General features: G+C 69.1%; 13 protein-coding genes, 2 tRNA genes and 1 other RNA gene. 10 read left to right on the forward strand and 6 right to left on the reverse strand.

Features of this window, described 5'->3' with window-relative positions; genetic code table 11:
* Position 1 precedes the first annotated feature (1 nt).
* From proC to Q5923_RS05875, 6 genes are all read left to right on the forward strand, one after another.
* A complete protein-coding gene (proC, locus tag Q5923_RS05850; RefSeq protein ID WP_303132763.1) occupies positions 2-817 on the forward strand; it encodes a pyrroline-5-carboxylate reductase in 816 nt (271 codons plus the stop codon).
* Positions 814-1056 carry a YggT family protein gene (locus Q5923_RS05855; RefSeq protein ID WP_062530171.1) on the forward strand — a complete coding sequence of 81 codons (243 nt, stop codon included), beginning with the start codon at positions 814-816 and terminating at the stop codon, positions 1054-1056. The genes proC and Q5923_RS05855 overlap by 4 nt, the downstream gene beginning before the upstream one ends.
* Positions 1057-1152: 96 nt before the next feature.
* A complete protein-coding gene (locus Q5923_RS05860; protein WP_009279416.1) occupies positions 1153-1827 on the forward strand; it encodes a DivIVA domain-containing protein in 675 nt (224 codons plus the stop codon).
* 100 nt (positions 1828-1927) lie between these two features.
* An RNA gene (rnpB, locus tag Q5923_RS05865) (RNase P RNA component class A) lies at positions 1928-2281 on the forward strand.
* A 35-nt stretch (positions 2282-2316) separates the two neighbouring features.
* Positions 2317-2964, forward strand: a complete 648-nt coding sequence (locus tag Q5923_RS05870) for a YigZ family protein (RefSeq protein WP_009279415.1) — start codon at positions 2317-2319, stop codon at positions 2962-2964.
* Positions 2965-3055: 91 nt separating this feature from the next.
* Positions 3056-3427: a VOC family protein gene (locus tag Q5923_RS05875; RefSeq protein WP_009279414.1), complete on the forward strand. Its 372-nt coding sequence runs from the start codon at positions 3056-3058 to the stop codon at positions 3425-3427.
* Between the two features lie 153 nt (positions 3428-3580).
* Here Q5923_RS05875 and Q5923_RS05880 read toward each other — a convergent pair whose 3' ends face one another.
* The 3 genes from Q5923_RS05880 to Q5923_RS05890 all read right to left on the reverse strand — a co-directional run bounded on the left by Q5923_RS05880 (position 3581) and on the right by Q5923_RS05890 (position 7407).
* A complete protein-coding gene (locus Q5923_RS05880) occupies positions 3581-5047 on the reverse strand; it encodes an aminopeptidase C (protein WP_303132766.1) in 1467 nt (488 codons plus the stop codon).
* Positions 5048-5130: 83 nt separating this feature from the next.
* On the reverse strand, positions 5131-6483 hold the full coding sequence (locus Q5923_RS05885; RefSeq protein ID WP_303132767.1) for an aminopeptidase C: 1353 nt from the start codon (positions 6481-6483) through the stop codon (positions 5131-5133).
* Positions 6484-6573: 90 nt separating this feature from the next.
* The gene (locus Q5923_RS05890) at positions 6574-7407 is read right to left on the reverse strand and encodes a hypothetical protein (protein WP_303132769.1); all 834 of its coding nucleotides are present in this window, start codon (positions 7405-7407) and stop codon (positions 6574-6576) included.
* A gap of 144 nt (positions 7408-7551) precedes the next feature.
* On the opposite strand from Q5923_RS05890, the gene Q5923_RS05895 reads away from it, so the two are divergent.
* The 3 genes from Q5923_RS05895 to Q5923_RS05905 all read left to right on the forward strand — a co-directional run bounded on the left by Q5923_RS05895 (position 7552) and on the right by Q5923_RS05905 (position 9323).
* Positions 7552-8943, forward strand: coding sequence for a CCA tRNA nucleotidyltransferase (locus tag Q5923_RS05895; protein WP_062530187.1), 1392 nt, complete (start codon positions 7552-7554; stop codon positions 8941-8943).
* Between the two features lie 214 nt (positions 8944-9157).
* A tRNA-Gln gene (locus Q5923_RS05900) sits at positions 9158-9231 on the forward strand.
* Positions 9232-9246: 15 nt separating this feature from the next.
* A tRNA-Glu gene (locus Q5923_RS05905) sits at positions 9247-9323 on the forward strand.
* Between the two features lie 200 nt (positions 9324-9523).
* Here Q5923_RS05905 and Q5923_RS05910 read toward each other — a convergent pair.
* Complete coding sequence (locus Q5923_RS05910; protein ID WP_303132772.1) at positions 9524-10921, reverse strand: glutamate-cysteine ligase family protein; 1398 nt, start codon at positions 10919-10921, stop codon at positions 9524-9526.
* 189 nt (positions 10922-11110) lie between these two features.
* On the opposite strand from Q5923_RS05910, the gene Q5923_RS05915 reads away from it, so the two are divergent.
* Positions 11111-12358: a lysylphosphatidylglycerol synthase transmembrane domain-containing protein gene (locus tag Q5923_RS05915; protein ID WP_009279408.1), complete on the forward strand. Its 1248-nt coding sequence runs from the start codon at positions 11111-11113 to the stop codon at positions 12356-12358.
* 502 nt (positions 12359-12860) lie between these two features.
* Here the strand turns inward: Q5923_RS05915 and sdaAA are convergent.
* Positions 12861-14453, reverse strand: a complete 1593-nt coding sequence (gene sdaAA / locus Q5923_RS05920; protein WP_303132774.1) for an L-serine ammonia-lyase, iron-sulfur-dependent, subunit alpha — start codon at positions 14451-14453, stop codon at positions 12861-12863.
* 122 nt (positions 14454-14575) lie between these two features.
* A complete protein-coding gene (gltX, locus tag Q5923_RS05925; protein WP_303132776.1) occupies positions 14576-16084 on the reverse strand; it encodes a glutamate--tRNA ligase in 1509 nt (502 codons plus the stop codon).
* Between the last annotated feature and the right edge of the window lie 98 nt (positions 16085-16182).

The following is a 16182-nucleotide window of genomic DNA, read 5'->3' on the forward strand; positions in this document are numbered from 1 at the left end:
CATGGCACTCCGTGACGCACGCATAGCGGTCGTCGGTGCGGGCGCCATGGGCGGCGCCATCGCGCGCGGGCTCGTCGAGTCCGGCGCGGTCCCCGCCCCCCAGGTCCTCGCCTGCGACCACTCCGCCTCCAAGTTGGAGCCGCTCGCCGCGCTGGGCGCCGTCTGCCGCCAGGACGCGGCGGAGCTCCTCTCGCTCGGCTTCGACCTGGCCGTCCTGGCCGTGAAGCCCCAGGTGCTCCCTGCAGTGCTCAAGGAGCTCGAGCCCCTGCTCGCGGGTCATGCGGTGGTCTCCATCGCGGCGGGGGTCGCGCTCGATGCCCTCGAGACGGCGCTCCCCGGCTCGCGCGTGCTGCGCGCCATGCCCAACCTGCCGGTGCAGGCGCTCTCGGGGGCGACGGCGCTCTGCGCGGGCGACGGCTGCACGCGGGAGGACGTCGGGCTGGTGCGTGACGCCTTCGCCGCCCTGGGCGTCTGCGAGCTCATGCGAGAGGACCAGCTCGACGTGGCGGGCGCGGTCTCCGGCTGCGGTCCGGCCTACTTCGCCCTGATCGTCGACCAGCTCGTCCGCGCGGGCGTCGAGAGGGGGCTGGCCGCCGGCGCCTGCCGCAGGATGGTGCTCTCCACCATGCGCGGGACGGCCTGCCAGCTCCTGGACTCCGGCGAGCACCCCAGGGCCTACATGGAGCGCGTCACCTCTCCCGGCGGCACCACCGCGGCCGGCCTCAGGGCCATGGAGACCCAGACTTTCTGGGCGACCTCGGAGGCCGTCGAGGCGGCGCTCGAGCGCAACGCCGAGCTGGCGGGGGGTGCGGCATGATTCACCTCCTCGTAGGGAGGCTCCTCTACGCCTACCAGACGCTGATCGTGGTGGAGGTCGTGCTCTCGTGGCTGCGCATGACCCAGATCCCGCTCGTGGAGGACTTCTACCAGGCGCTCGCTACCATCGTCGAGCCCTACCTGGGACTGTTCAGGAGGTTCCTGCCCCCCGTGGGCGGGGTGGACTTCTCTCCCATCCTTGCGCTGGTGGTCCTCCAGCTGGCGCAGCGCATCATCTGAGGTGGGGAGCGGCAAGGCAAGCGACGCGCGGGGTACAATCAACAGAAGCGGTAGCCCGCGCGATGACGTAGCAAAGAACGTTCGAAGGGGAACAAGATGGCTATCACTCCGGCTGACATCGAGCAGATGACCTTTTCCGAGGCCAAGAAGCACGGCTACAACACCGAGGAGGTCGACGCCTTCCTCGACCAGCTCTCGGGCGAGGTCGACGCCATGCTCCAGAAGATCGCGGACCTCAAGGGTCGCCTGAACAACTCCGAGCAGCAGCTCGCCGCCGCGCAGGCGCAGGTCGCCCAGCTCAAGGAGCAGAGCACGAGCGCCGCGGCCCCCGAGCCCGTCGTCGTCACCGCAACAGCTCCCGCCAGCGACTACAGCGCGTCCGAGAGGCAGATCTCGCAGGTGCTCATCGTCGCCCAGCAGAGTGCCGACAAGCTGGTCGCGGACGCCCGCGCCAACGCGGACAACATCCGCAACGAGGCCGACCAGAAGGCCCGCGAGGTCATCCGCCAGGCCTTGGCCGAGAAGCAGAACGAGCTGGACGAGATCGACCGCCTGAAGCAGTCTCGCGAGGACTTCCGCAGCGAGTACAAGAAGATGCTCCAGCACTTCATGGACGACGCCGACAGCGTCTTCCCCAACCAGGCCCTGGGCACCCCCAACGGCTCTGCCGCCCGTAGCGACTCCTACGTGGCGCCCGCGCCGGCCGCCAGCGCCGAGGCTACCACCTTCGCTCCCGTCGCCGCCGACACCGACTTCAGCGACCTGGACTAGTCCGGACGATCCAGAACGAGGCGTGCCTTGCATGGGGAGGTCGTCGCATCCGCGGCGGCCTCCCCTCATGTCGGGGCAGGCGTGCTACAATCGACGGCGCGGAGTGGGCCAGACAATCGCGGGGGCGGAGACGCCCATGAGGAAAGTCCGGGCTCCACAGGGCAGGAAGCAGGCTAACGGCCTGGCGGGGTGACCCGACGGAAAGCGCCGCAGAAAAGAAGACTCCCGCTGCCCGCCTCGGCGGGTGAGAGAAAAGCTGAAACGGTGGTGTAAGAGACCACCAGCGTCGTGGCAACACGGCGGCTTGGCAAGCCCCTTCCGGAGCAAACGCAAATAGGAGCGCCATGGTGTGGCCCGCACCGCGCTCGGGTTGCGCGCTAGAGGCCGTCGGTGACGGCGGTCGTAGATAAATGATTGTCCACGACAGAACCCGGCTCACAGGCCCACTTCGCATCTCTTCTCACAAGGACCTTTGGAGAGGGACGGACCATGCTTCCTGGACAGACGGGATTCCTCACGCTTGCGGACGGCTTCGAGGCCCAGGCGGAGGTCGAGGACCGTCGCAGCCGCTTCATCGCCCAGCTGAGGCACGTGGACGGCGAGGCGGACGCCATGCGCTTCGTGGACGAGGTGCGCGCCAGGCACCATGACGCTCGCCACAACGTCCCTGCCTGGGTGCTCTCGGACGGGCGCGAGCGCTGTTCGGACGACGGGGAGCCGCAGCGCACCTCCGGCATGCCCGTCCTCGAGGTGCTTCGCTCGTCGGGACTTGCCGACGTCTGCTGCGTGGTGACGCGCTACTTTGGCGGCACGCTCCTGGGGCCAGGCGGGCTCGTGCGCGCCTACTCCGCTGCGGCACAGGCGGCGGTGGACGTCGCCCGAGGAGAGGGCAAACTCGTGAGCATGCAGCTCGTGACCAGGCTCACCTGCAGCGTCCCGTACTCCGCCTACGGTCGCGTGGAGCGCCTCCTCACGGACTGCGGCGGCAAGGCGAGGGACACCATCTTCGCCGAGGACGTCCAGATCAACGCCGTCTTCCCCTCCGGTGCGGAAGAGGCGTTCTGCGCCGCCATGCGCGAGCTTGCCAACGGGGAGGAGCTCTGCCTGGTGGGGGAGCCCCACTTCGGCGCGCTCTGAGGAAACGCCCTCGCGTCGTGCGGGTAGGATGGCAGGGACGGTCTCGCGCCGCCGCGGCGTCGCGGGCGACAAGCAACCGAAGGGAAGTCCCATGAACGCAAGGTTCATCCATCGTTGCACCCACGTGCTGGACAAGGAGGCGTCCATCGCCTTCTACGAGAGGGCTCTGGGGCTGCGCGTGTCGCGCGAGAAGGGACCCGAGGACGGGTCATGGTCCAACACCTATCTCGTGGACGACAACACCGGCTTCGAGATCGAGCTCACCTGGAACCGCGGGCGCACCGAGCCGTACGAGAATGGTGGCATGGACACGCATATCGCCTTCGAGGTCGATGACTTCGAGGCGGCGCACGAGCTGCATCGCCAGATGGGCTGCATCCAGAAGGAGAACCCCAAGATGGGCCTCTACTTCATCTGTGATCCCGACGGTCAGCGCATAGAGATTCTTTCCGCCAAGCGCTAGGGGAGAGGGGCGACTTGCCTGAGCGGCGCGACCATGGGCCAGCGTCCGACGAGACCAGGCCCCGGACGCGCTCAGCACGAGCTGCGTCCGGGGCCCGACCAGTGTCACTTCACAGTACCTGTCCCAGCGGGAAGTTGTGGCGCTCGCCTTGGCCTAGTGGAGCCTGCGGGCGAAGCCGGAGGTGATGCCGCTCCAGGGGGCGACGTCCTCGACGGGGGTCTCGTCCCACATCTTGAGCAGCTCGTCAGGCACGAACTCGCGCCTGACGTCGACCTCGCCGCCATAGGTGTGGAACCAGTCGGCGGTCATGATGAGGTAGCCGTCCTTGCCCTGCTCCTTGCCCCAGCTGTTCTCGATGCGCCAGGCCTTGGGCTTGCCGTCCTCGTCCAGCTCGACGCCCTGGAAGGTCATGGCGTGGGTGAGGCCGGTCTCGCACATGTCGATCATCTCGTCGCGGCCCATGCCCAGCTCGACGTCGAAGAGCCCCTCGAGGTCCATGCCGTCGGTGGAGAGCACGTACTTGAAGTCGTCCACGTGGCGCGGGAACTCCTGCATGACGTCGCAGGCCATCGAAACGGGCACGCCCGCCTTGAGGCTGTTGACGGCTACCTGGTCCAGGAGCTCGGGCTCGACGTTGAGCACGTGGTGGGGGTCGCCGCCTACGACCGAGTCGGTGAGCGTGAGGTGGTACGCATGGCCGTAGGGTCGGGTCTTGCCCGGCATCGAGACGAGCGAGACGTAGTCGTGCGGGTCGAAGGGCAGGTAGCGCTCAGCGAACTCGAGCGGGGTGATGTCCGGGTCGCGCAGGACGAGCTTCTGCTCCTTGGGACCGTCCTTCTCGCCCGCGTCCTTGGGCTCCTCGTCCTTCTGGGGCTCAATGGCCTTGACCTTGCTCGCGTCCGCCTTGTGCCTCTTGCCCACGGTGCAGACGAAGTCGAAGCGCGCGGGCGGCTCGCCGAGGCAGATCGCCAGCATGCGGTACACGCCCGAGAGCATGTCCTCCTTGAGGGCGCGGAGCTCGTCCTCGCCCTTGCCCTCGGCGTGCGCGCGGCGCAGGATGCCGGCGTCGCGGTGCAGCAGGCGCTCCAGCTGGGCGTCCATCTGCGCGGAGCTCTTGGAGCAGGCGGTCTCGGGCATGGCGTCCTTGGGGACGACGCCCCACTTGGCGATGAGGTTCATGGCGAAGTGGTAGTAGCCGCCGTCGCCCATGCCGTCCTCGAGGACGAGCTGGACCTCGCGGGAGTCCGCGGGGAGGCCGGCCGTGGCGATGACGTTCTCGAGCATGGCGTTGGCCTTCTCGAGCTTGTCATAGAACATCCCGTAGGCCTGGCTGAACTCGAAGCTGTCCACGTCCAGGAAGTCCATGGTCGCGTGGCGCGCCACGTTGTATGCGGTGAACATCCAGCAGCGGCCGCTCTGCCTCTGGTTGGTGATGTCGGCCGTCTTGGGCACGCGCACGCCGTAGGTGTCATGGTAGCCGCGCATCACGCTGGTGTCGCGCGCGGCCTGCATGACGTCGGTGGCGGTGACGGCGTTGCGCGCGATGCGGTTGGCGCGGGAGGAGCAAAACTCCTCGTTTTGCCTGGCCGCCCAGTCGCGGCCGATGGCCTTCTCGCTCATCTGCGTTCCTCTCGTTTTCATTTTGGCTGGCGCAAGAGACGGCGCCCGCGGCAGGGTGGCCGCAGGCGCCGAGGGGTGCTGTCCTAACGGGCCAGGGTCCCCATGGGGTCCCAGGGCTCGAGCACGATGGGCTCCATGGTCTCGAGCGCCTGGCGCTGCTCGTCGCTGAGGTACCTCTTGTCGACGACGACCTGGTAGACGTACTCGTCGAACCAGGCGTCGCTCAGGGTGTCGAAGCCGTCGCGGCCGTGGTCCTTGCCCCAGCTGTTCTCGACCTTCCACATCGCAGGCTTGCCGTCCCCGTCCAGGCGCACGCCCTCGAGGACCATGGCGTGGGTCATGACCGACTCGCCGTAGTCGAGGCGCTCCGCCTTGTTCAGCGCGCCCTCGACGGCGAAGCCGAAGAGCTCGTCCACGTCGATGGCGGCGGTGTCCATCATGCCCTCGTCCCTGAGGTAGCTCTGGTTGACGTCGCAGCCAAACCACACGGGCAGGTCGTTCTTGAGCTGGGCGATGGCCGCGCGCTTGAGCTCCTCGGGCTCGAGGTTGAGGTAGAGCACGGTGCCGTCCTCAACCACGTTGCCCAGCCGGCTCACGGTGTAGGTGCGTCCGAAGGGCTTGTCCTTCGTGGGGGCGCTGATGAGCGACACGTAGTCGTCGAGCTCCATGCCCACCGCCTCGGCGAAGAACTCCTGGGGAGTGAAGCTACCGCTCAGGGCGACCTTGTCGTCCTTGTCGCGCAGGCGCACGTCGAAGCGTGCGGGCGGCTCGCCCAGGCAGGTCACGAGCAGGTGGTAGACATCGCCTATCATCTGCTTCTTCATCTGGCCGAGGTCGTCGGCGGAGGCTCCGGAGGCCGCGGTCTCGCGCAGGCGCTTGGCGCAGCCACGCAGGTAGCGGGTCAGGTACGCGTCCATCTCGTGCGTGCTCTCGGAGTTGGCGGTCTCGGGCATCGCCTCCTTGGGCACGACGCCGTACTTGCGTACCAGGCTCTTGAACATGTCCCACTGGCCGCCGTCGCCGATGGGGTCGGTCAGGAGCCACGCCATGAGGCGGCCCGAGAGGGGCTCGTCCAGGGTGTCGAGGACGTTCTCGAGGAACCAGTTGCTCTTCTCGAGCTTGTCGAAGAAGAGGGGATAGGCCTGGCTGAGCTCGAAGTCCTTCAGCTTGTACTTCTTTATGGTGCGATAGCGCATGGTGTTGAGGCTCGCGAACATCCAGCAGCGGCCCGAGCGCTTCTGGTTGGTGCGCTCGCCCTGGCTGACCTCGACGTCGAACTGGAGGCTGTTCTGGGCGACGGCCTCGGGATTGCGGGCCGCCTTGCGGACGCCCATGGAGCTGGCGGCGTTCTTCGCCACCACGTTGGCGCGCTCAGAGAGGAACTCCTCGCGTGCGGCGGCGAGGTCCTCGGGGGTGACGCTCTTGATCTGGTCCATGCTTCCCTCCCTGGGGATGGTTGGATTTCTTAACCAGTCGAGGATAGCACGCGGGCCTGCGTGGACGGCTCCCGCGTGGGCCCTACAGGCCTAGGGCACATCCCAACGCTCGCCGCAGTCGTGGCAGAGGAAGTGCCTCACGTAGGTGGGGGACCAACCGTCGTCGTGCAGCCTCTCGCTCTCCAGGAAGGGGTCATACTCCCATCCCTGCTCGGTACCCTCCACTTCGGTGTCGTGCGAGCCGCAGCGGGGGCAGATGCTGCGGTCCCTCTTGTGGGCCTGCCGGGGCGTCCGGCCGCCGTTCGCCTGCATCCAGTGGCGGTAGCCCTGCGACTCCGGTGAGGTCTCCGGATGCCTGAGGGACGGGGGCACGCAGGCGTCGAGGCGCTCGCGCAGCTCCTCTCGCTCGCGAGCCTCCGCCTTCTTGCTCCGGTCACCCTGCTCGGCGCGCGCCGCGCCCAGCCTGCCCTCCAGCTCGTCGTAGCGCCTGAGGAGCGACCTCTCGGCGGGGAGGAGCGAGAAGCCCGCCCGCCGGTCGATGCGCGCCTCACTCTCGCGGAGCCTGTCAGAGAGCAGCGCCCCGAGGCAGGTGAGGCCGGTGGTGGCAAGGTAGATGAGGACGTTGCGATAGAAGTGCTCCGACCCCCAGTGCAGGTAAACGAAGGCGAGGATGGCGGGCCAGCCTCCCACCAGGAGCGCGAGCAGGACGGCGAGTGGGCCGACCTTGGACCTGGAGTCCTCGCGCCTCTCTCGCCATTCCCGCGCCCTCTTGAAGCCAGGGTCGGCGAGAAGGTCCGAGCGCTCCTGCTCCAGCTCGCCCATGTAGCGCGCGAGCTCCTCGTCCGTGAGGTACGAGGCAAGGCATGCCTGGGCCAACGCCTCGTTTGCCGGAAGCTTCGCCTTCGTCTCCTCCGAGAGCTCCATCGTCCCCACCCCCCTGGCGCCTGACGCGCCGAACGCTTGTTGGTCACATACGTATGTACCACCACCCCGGGACATCGTTCTTTCCTATAATCCAGCTAACCGCCTCGTATGCCTACCGCCTCGGAACGCTCTGGGAGGGCGCAGATGATCCACGCAGAGGGAGAGATCGCCTACGGCTTGCCCGGCTACTCCCTGCGCGTGCTCGAGGCGCTCGAGGACGCGGGACACGAGACCTGGGTGGTGGGCGGCTGGGTGCGTGACGCGCTGCGCGGCGCCGCCCCCCATGACGTGGACCTCACCACCTCCGCCCGCTGGCAGGAGGTCGAGGGCTGCCTCGCGTCGGCCGGGGTCGAGGTGCACCGCACGGGCATCGCCCATGGCACCGTGACCGCCGTTTGCGAGGGGCACCCCATCGAGGTGACCACCTACCGCGTCGAGGGCGGCTACAGCGACCACCGCCATCCCGACGAGGTGCGCTTCGTGAGGGACGTCCGCGAGGACCTCGCCCGTCGTGACTTCACCATCAACGCCATGGCCTATCACCCCGCCCGCGGGTTGCTCGACCCCTTTGGCGGACGCGCCGACCTGGCGGGCCGCGTGGTGCGGGCGGTGGGGGAGCCCTCCGAGCGCTTCGGCGAGGACGCCCTCAGGGTGCTCCGCGCGGTGCGCTTCGCCTGCCGTCTCGGCTTCGAGGTGGAGGGTCGCACCCAACGGGCGCTCGTCGCGCACGCGCCGGAGCTGGCGGACATCGCGAGCGAGCGCATAGGCCTGGAGTTGGCGGGCATCGTGCGCAGCGGCCGCGCCGCGTGGGCGCTCGAGCACCAGACGGAGGTCCTCTGCCAGGCGATCCCCGAGCTCGCCCCCATGGCGGGCTTCGACCAGCGCAGCCCCTACCATGCCTTTGACGTGCTCGGGCACACGGCGCACGTCTGTCGCGGGGTGGAGGAGTTCACGGGAGGCAACGCGTCCGACGCGCTCAGGTGGGCCGCGCTCCTGCACGACGTCGCAAAGCCCAGCTGCTACTCGGAGGACGAGGGCGGACGAGGGCACTTCTTCGGCCATCCCAAGCTCGGCGCGCAGATGGCTGAGTCGATCATGAGGAGGCTCGCCCTCCCGGGGGAGCTCGTCTCTGCCACGCGCGCGCTGGTGCGCCTCCACGACCATGCCGTGCGGCCGACGAGCCGCTCCATCAGGCGCACCCTGCTCAAGCTCGAGCGCGCCTGCCCCGACCACGCCAAGCCCCTCGCCTTCGACCTCCTGGACCTCAAGCGCGCGGACGCCGTGGCCAAGGTGCCGGGGGTCGCGGGCTACGCCGCCGAGCTCGACCAGGTGAGCGCCGCCCTGAGGAGGGAGATCGCCTCGGGCAGCGCCTACCGCCTCAAGGACCTTCCCGTGAGCGGTGCCGACGTCATGAGGGTGACGGGCATCCAGCCTGGCCCTGGGGTGGGGCTGATCCTGGCGGAGCTCCTCTCCGCCGTGGTCAACGACGAGCTGCCCAACAGGCGAGAGGTGCTCCTGGGGCAGATCAGGCTCTAGGGGAGGGCGTGAGCCTGCGGGAGGGGCCGCCCGCGCCGGGCGTGGTTGCCCTTGCGAAGGGCGTGCCTGAAGCGTTGGCCCTTGTGGGGGACGTGCGGGGCGTGGCGCCTCTCGTGAAGGAATTGTGTCCAAAAAATCCCATCGACTTCTCCTTGCACGGCTTGGTGCGTTCACGTATAGTTTTTTCTCGCACCAAGCGCACATGGCAACCGATTGGGACGTCGTCTAGCGGTAGGACAACGGATTCTGGTTCCGTCAGCGGGAGTTCGATTCTCTCCGTCCCAGCCAAGTGCACCCACATACGGCCCGTTCGTCTAGCGGTTCAGGACGCCGCCCTCTCAAGGCGGAGATCACCAGTTCGAATCTGGTACGGGCTACCAGACACCCCGGGGGTCGGCCAGCGCGCCGGCTCCTTTCCTTTTGCCGCGAGGCCCCGACGCCGTCGCGGCCAGCCCCGTCGGCCAGCCCCGCCGTCGCGAACGGCCAACCCCCGTACAAAGGGCGAGGGGAGTGGCGTGCCACCCGGGCAGACGCCACCTCCCCTCGCAGGCAGTCGAACGCCACGAGTCCGTTAACGCGGCTATTCAGCCGTCCCGACGGCCGTGTCGGCACTTCCCGTCGCACTCCCGTGCTCCTTGTCCCAGGTGTCGACCAAGAGGTCGCGCGGGACGGAGCGAATCTCCCACAGCTGGGCGAGCTCGTCCAGGACGGCGCGGTCCGCCTCGTCCTCGAGCCCGCCGCGTGCCACGTCTACCAGCTGGTCCACGAAGTTGGGCAGGCTGCGGCCGTACACCCGCGCGTCCCAGCCCCTCTCCCTCAGCTCCTGCTCGAGCTCGGCCACGCCCTCCTCGCTCGCCTCGGCGCAGAGAATGCCTGCCAGCTCGGATGCCTTCTCGTCGCAGAAGATGCCCCGCATGAGCGCCGCGTAGGCGCAGGCGAGCCGGGGCGGCAGCGCGTCTGCGGAGCGCACCTCCAACTGGCCGTCCCAGCGCACCAGGGGATGCGCCGCCTCCAGCAGGCTCGCCACCTCGGCGCGGTCGAGCTCGTGGTCGCTCATGACGTCCTCGACGAGCCGCTTGTCGCAGGAGCTCGTCTCGCCGGCGTCGTTGGTCACCAGCACCGCCTGCACGCTCTCGAGCCACTCGCCGTAGGCGGCAAAGCCGAAGTCCGTGGCGAAGCAGCCGGGGATCGCCTCGCTGCGCTCGGGGTCGGCCTGCCTCCACAGCTGCGTGCGCATCATGCGCCCCGCCTCGTGGGGGTCGCTCCCGCGCAGGCTCAGCGCGTCGTCCGTGAGGAACGCGATGACGGGAGAGAGCGCGCTCGCCAGGCGGAAGGCCTCGGCGGCCGCGGTCTCGCCGGCGTGCGAGAGGCGGACTCCCGTGCTCGCCGTGAGCCTCATGAGGTCGCGGCCCGTCCTGCCGCTCGTCCCCAGGTGGGCACCCATGACGCCGTGACGGGTGAGCGGGACCAGTGGCACCTCCGCCGCGGAGCGCGGGCGCGGGTTGACGCCCTGCGCCAGGAGCTCGTAGTCTGCCCCCAGCTCCCTCGACGCGAGGTGGAACTGGCGGTCGACCACTTGGAGCGCCCCCCTGAGGCGAGACACGCGCGCGATCGGCCCCAGGCACACCACGAACTGCGCCGCGGGGCCCAGTCCCAGCTCGACGCCCACGCGGATGCCCGAGGAGCCGACGCTGCCGCGTAGCCCGACCAGGCGGCCCTCCTCCATGACCTGCCCGTCGGGGTAGTAGGCGCCAAGCGCCTCGAGCACGCGCTCCAGGCCGCGCTCTCCCTGGTAGGAGACGGTGGTCCCGGTCTGCCGGTCGATCACGAAGCGCTCGAGGCGGAGGGTGATCGACTTGTCGCCCGGGCGGGCCTGGGCGTCGCCGCGCAGCTGGGCGAGCATGCGCCGGCGGTTCGAGCCGAGCAGCGCCTGCCTGGCGAGCTCCTCGGCGGAGGGAAGCTTGTTTGTTCCTTGCATGGACGAGACTCCCTTTATTGGCAGGGCGGCAGCTAGATGCCGTGCCCCCGTCCCTTGTTCGCTTGCTGAGTCCCGCTTAGTATGCCCGATTCCGCCGAGCGAGTATGATGAACGTGCCCACTTGGCAGGGAACGGCATGCGGACGTCACTTCTGCCGTCCGCGGCCACGGATCGTGGGGTCGGAGGGACATGGCACAGGACAGCAACAGCGAGCGCTCGAAGGCCAAGGTGCCCCTGAAGGTCACCGGCCCTCATGTCGTTGCCCCCGCGACCACCCCCGGCGCGCCCGAGATGGGCGAGAACAGCACCAAGGCCCGCAAGGGCGCCATCTTCCTTGCCGGGGTCATCGGGGTCTACGTCGTCTTCCTCGTGGCCACGGGCCAGATGGGCGAGTTCCTCTCGGCCCTCTCGAAGGTGGACACGGGCTGGGTCATGTGGGCCGCCTTCGCCTTCGTCCTCTACTTCGCCTTCGGCGTCCTGGCCTACGTCATAGCCGTCTACCTCGACCACGAATCGCCCGTCGGCGTGCGGGACCTCATGAGCGTCGAGGCCTCGGGCGTCTTCTTCGGCAACCTCACGCCCATGATGGCCGGCGCCGTCCCCTCGCAGATCTATCGCCTGACGCGCACGGGCCTGGACGTGGGGGAGGCCAGCGCCACCCAGTTCACGCGCTTCATCATGTTCCAACTGGGCGTCGTGCTCTTCGCCGCGATCATGCTCTTCGCCAAGCTCTCGTACTTCTTCCAGACCTACGGCGACATCATCATCCTCAACCTGGTGGTCTTCGCGGTGCACTTCCTCGAGCTCGCGGGCCTCTTCGTCGTCTGCCTCTGTCCCAGGCTCGTGATTCGCGTGGGCAACCGCGCGATTCGCCTTGCGGACTCCCGGCACTGGCTCAAGGACCGCTCCCACTGGGACGAGATGGTCAACGTCCAGGTCATGGAGTTCTCTGACGCCTTCAAGCGCGCCGCCCAGGACGTGCCCTCCATGCTCCTCACCCTCGTGGTGACCATGGCGCAGCTCGCCTGCCTCTACATGATCCCCTGGTTCGTGCTGCGCGCCTTTGGCATCCAGGCGGACTTCGTGGAGTGCCTGGCGGCGGGCTCGATGGTCCAGATGGTCGCCTCGGCGGTGCCCCTGCCGGGTGGGACGGGCGGGGCGGAGGGTGGCTTCGTCATGTTCTACGGCCACATGTTTGGCCCCTCCACCTCGGCGGGCTTCCTCGTCTGGCGCATCGTCACCTTCTTCGGCCCCACGCTGCTCGCGGCCCCGCTCCTGGGGCTGCGCTCCCGTGGCGGGAGGAGCATCTACCGTCGCGTGCAGTCGCTGAGGGACCGGCTCGCCTCCGTCGCCTCCGGTCGCAGGGGCGGTGGGCACGGGCGTGGCGGAGGCTCCGTCACCATCAGCATGCGAGGCTCGGCGGGGCGCAGGGGATAGGCCACGGTGGCCCACTGCCCGGGCTTGTGCGGGTCCGGACCTGCGTGCCTGCTATCTGCGGCCCGGACTTACGCGCTCGCGTTCTGCGGCCTGGACCAAAGTCGTCGGTATTCTCGCCTGCCCAAACAACCGACATTCCAGGGCTTTCTGGTTGATTCAGGCACATAGAGGCCGTTCGTCGGTACCTTGGGCGGGTGAGAACACCGACAAACGTGGGCGTGGAGCCCGTTTGCCCCGCGACGCGCGGCCTTCCCGCCGCTGCCAACAACTTGCCGGCGATGCCAACAATTTGCTTGTGCTTTGCTAGGGGAGAGGCGCAAGCAAACTGTGCCCGGACGGGCAAAGACTGCTCGGAGCCTCGGTTTGCCTGTGGTTCGCCGGGGAGAAGCACAAGAAAAGCGCGCCCCGGCTGATGGGGCGCGTCGAATGCCGCATTGCCTGTGACGTGGTGCGTTGGGTGCCGTTTTGCCTGCGGTTCGTCGTGCCTGCCTGACGGCCATCCCTATCGCGTGCAGCCCCCGCAGCCCGAGCAGGCGTTCCGGGCGCCCATCGCCGACGGCGCCGCCGCGAGGCCGCCCAGGGCGGTCTCCCTCAGGGTGGCGGGCAGCGCGTCCCCCACGGACCTCATTGCCGCGACCACCTCGTCGAAGGGCAGCGGGTCCAGTACGCCCGAGAGTGCCAGCTGCGCCGCGACGTAGGCGTCGGCCACGCCGATGGCGTTGCGGTTCTGGCAGGGATACTCCACCAGGCCGCGCACCGGGTCGCAGACCAGTCCCAGGAGGTTGGCGATGGCCGTCGAGGCGGCCGAGAGGCAGGTCGCGGGATTCGCCCCCAGGAGTTCCGCCAGGGCGCTCGCAGCCATGGCGGCGGCACTGCCCACCTCGGCCTGGCAGCCGCCCTCGGCCCCCGCCACGGAGGCGTTCTGGGCGATGATGGCCCCGACGGCGCAGGAGTTCCAGAGCGCTCGCGCGAGCTCCTCGTCGCTCGCGCCCACCGCCTCGGCCACCGACAGCAATGCGCCCGGCACCACGCCCGCCGACCCCGCCGTCGGCGCGGCCACGATCACGCCCATGCTGGCGGAGCGCTCCAGCACCGCCATGGCGTAGCTGGTCGCGCGCGAGAGGCTCTCTCCCATGAGGGGGCCGCCCAGTCTCCCCGCGGCGTCGCTCACGGCGCGGGCCTGGCCCCCGATGAGGCCGCCCAGTGAGGGGGAGGGGCTTGCGATCGGCCCCGCGACCTCGTCCCTGAGCGCCGCGATCACGCGCGCCATCTGGGCGTCCACGTCAACCGCGGGCGTGAGCTCGAGCTCGCGCAGGCGCATGGTCTCGCCGATGCCCACTCCCTCGCGCGCGCAGAGCGAGAGCAGCTCGGCGCCGTTGTCGAAGCCGTGTGCCAGCGTCGCGTCCGCCGGGACGTGGGGCGCGCCCGGCACGTCCACGACGCTCGCCGAGAGGATGTTGGGCCCGCGCGAGAGGAAGTCGACGAGCCCCTGGTCCACGGCCTCGTCGAGTTCGAAGACCGTGTAGGCCTTGCCCCCGCGGCTCTCGCGGAAGGTGCGCAGGGTGGCGATGTTGGAGGAGGAGGCGGAGACGCCGCTGGTGAGCGCCGCCAGCACGCCGGGCTTGTCCTTGTGTGCCACGAAGAGGGTGGGGTAGTCGCCCGATATCTCCACGCGTACGCCGTCGATGGAGACGATCCTGACCCTGCCCCCGCCCAGGGACTCGCCCGTCACGGCGACCCTCGAGCCATCGGCGCCGTGCATGGTGACGGTCACCGTGTTGGGGTGCATGCCCGCTCCTTCCTCGCTGGGCAGGAACGAGAACTCGATCCCCGCCTCGCGGGCCAGGTCGAAGGAGTCGCGCACGCGCACGTCGTCCGGGGCGAGTCCCAGGATCCCGGCCACGAGCGCCCGGTCGCTGCCGTGGCCCCTATAGGTGTGGGCGAATGAGTTGTAGAGGGTGAACTCTGCCCTCCTGAGCTCGCGGGGACCCAGCGAGCGGGCCACGAGGGCGATCCTCAGGGCGCCGGCGGTGTGCGACGAGGAGGGGCCCACCATGATGGGGCCCAGGATCTCGAACGCCGAGGTGGTCATCATGGGGCGTCTCTCCTAGCTGCCGCCGGCCCCTGCCGGCGAACGTCGTCAAAGTTGGCGGGCCGAGGCAGCTCCCGTGGGGTGCCCCGGCCCGCATGCATGCCCATTGTGCCCAATCCGGGCGGCTAGCCCTCGCTCGTCTCGGTGAGGGGCAGGGCGCGCTCGAGGCGCGCCAGGACCATGTCGCGGCCCAGGAGCTCGAGGGACTCTCCCAGCGGGGGAGAGACCTGGTTCCCGCACTCCGCCACGCGCACGGCGCCGTAGAACTTGCGCTTGTTGGCGCCGAGCCTCTCGGGCAGCGCCTCGAGGGCGGCGTCGATTCGCGTTGCGTTCCACTCGTCCTCGCCCAGCGCGGCAAGCGCCTCGGCGGCCGCCTTGAGGTAGCCGCGTGCGCCCTCCTTTGCCAGGTTCTTGGCGACGGACCTCTCGTCGAAGGCGAGCTCCTCTCCCTCGAAGAGGAAGCGGGACTTCTCGACCACGTCGGGGGCCAGCGTGGTGCGGGGCTTGAGGATGCTGGACAGGAGGTCGAACCAGGGGGCGCTCGCGCGGTAGACGGCCTTGGGGTCGTCGGCGACGAGCCCCGCCTCGTGCAGCTGGGGGAGGAGCACCCGCTGCGAGAACTCCGCGTCGCTCATGGCCTGAACATACTGGCCCTGGATCCAGTCGAGCTTCTTGAAGTCGAAGGTCGCCGGGTTCTTGGACACGTGGTCGAGCGAGAAGCGGCTGGCCAGGACGTCGCGGGGGACGATGGTGGTCTCGCCGTCCAGGGCCCAGCCGAGGAGCGCCAGGTAGTTGACGAAGGCGTCCGCGTCGTAGCCCTGGTCGCGGTACTCCTCGACGGAGGTCGCGCCGTGGCGCTTGCTGAGCTTCTTGCCGTCCGGCCCCAGGATCATGGAGATGTGGGCGAAGGTGGGCGTGGGTGCGCCCAAGGCCTCGTAGACCATGACCTGGCGCGGGGTGTTGGAGAGGTGGTCGTCGCCGCGGATGACGTGGGTGATCCGCATCAGGGCGTCGTCCACCACGGTGGCGAAGTTGTAGGTGGGCGTGCCGTCGGAGCGGAAGATGATGAAGTCGTCCAGCTCGCGGGCGTTGAAGGTCACCTCGCCGTGGACGGCGTCCGGGATCACCACGTCGCCGCGGTCGTCGGGCACCTTGATGCGGATGGTGTGGGGCTCGCCGGCGTCCACGCGAGCCTGGGCCTCGGTCGGGTCGATGTTGCGGCAGGTGCGCTGGTAGCCCTGGAAGGGGTCGTGCCTCTCCTCTGCGGCCTTCTTGTCCGCCGCGAGCTTCTCGGGCGTGCAGAAGCAGTAGTAGGCCTTGCCCTCGGCCACCAGGCGCTGGGCTGCGTCGTGGTACAGCGCAAGACGCTCCGTCTGTTTGTAGGGACCGAAGTCGCCGCCCACGTCGGGGCCCTCGTCCCAGTCGAGGCCCAGCCAGCGCATGGCGCGCAGGATGATCTGGGTGTTCTCGTCCGTGGAGCGGGTCGGGTCGGTGTCGTCGATGCGCAGGACGAAGCTGCCCCCGTTCGCGCGGGCGAAGGCCCAGTTGTAGATGGCCGTGCGGGCGCCTCCCACGTGGAGCTTGCCGGTGGGGGAGGGCGCGAAGCGCACGCGTACGAGTCTGGTGTCTGACACGGGGTCTCTCCTGACGTGCTGGCGCGGGATGCCGCGCGAGGTGTTGTCCAACTCGCCCAGTATAGGCGTTCGGGACGGGCGTCCGCAGGCAGCGCGAC

This window comes from uncultured Olsenella sp. (assembly GCF_959602185.1).
Taxonomy (GTDB): domain Bacteria; phylum Actinomycetota; class Coriobacteriia; order Coriobacteriales; family Atopobiaceae; genus Olsenella_I; species Olsenella_I phocaeensis.

Excerpts from the sequence above, each read along its gene's own strand:
- proC (WP_303132763.1), top strand. The coding sequence starts at position 2 with ATGGCACTCCGTGACGCACGCATAGCGGTCGTCGGTGCGGGCGCCATG.
- Q5923_RS05855 (WP_062530171.1), top strand. The coding sequence starts at position 814 with ATGATTCACCTCCTCGTAGGGAGGCTCCTCTACGCCTACCAGACGCTG.
- Q5923_RS05860 (WP_009279416.1), top strand. The coding sequence starts at position 1,153 with ATGGCTATCACTCCGGCTGACATCGAGCAGATGACCTTTTCCGAGGCC.
- Q5923_RS05870 (WP_009279415.1), top strand. The coding sequence starts at position 2,317 with ATGCTTCCTGGACAGACGGGATTCCTCACGCTTGCGGACGGCTTCGAG.
- Q5923_RS05875 (WP_009279414.1), top strand. The coding sequence starts at position 3,056 with ATGAACGCAAGGTTCATCCATCGTTGCACCCACGTGCTGGACAAGGAG.
- Q5923_RS05880 (WP_303132766.1), bottom strand. The coding sequence starts at position 5,047 with ATGAGCGAGAAGGCCATCGGCCGCGACTGGGCGGCCAGGCAAAACGAG.
- Q5923_RS05885 (WP_303132767.1), bottom strand. The coding sequence starts at position 6,483 with ATGGACCAGATCAAGAGCGTCACCCCCGAGGACCTCGCCGCCGCACGC.
- Q5923_RS05890 (WP_303132769.1), bottom strand. The coding sequence starts at position 7,407 with ATGGAGCTCTCGGAGGAGACGAAGGCGAAGCTTCCGGCAAACGAGGCG.
- Q5923_RS05895 (WP_062530187.1), top strand. The coding sequence starts at position 7,552 with ATGATCCACGCAGAGGGAGAGATCGCCTACGGCTTGCCCGGCTACTCC.
- Q5923_RS05910 (WP_303132772.1), bottom strand. The coding sequence starts at position 10,921 with ATGCAAGGAACAAACAAGCTTCCCTCCGCCGAGGAGCTCGCCAGGCAG.
- Q5923_RS05915 (WP_009279408.1), top strand. The coding sequence starts at position 11,111 with ATGGCACAGGACAGCAACAGCGAGCGCTCGAAGGCCAAGGTGCCCCTG.
- sdaAA (WP_303132774.1), bottom strand. The coding sequence starts at position 14,453 with ATGATGACCACCTCGGCGTTCGAGATCCTGGGCCCCATCATGGTGGGC.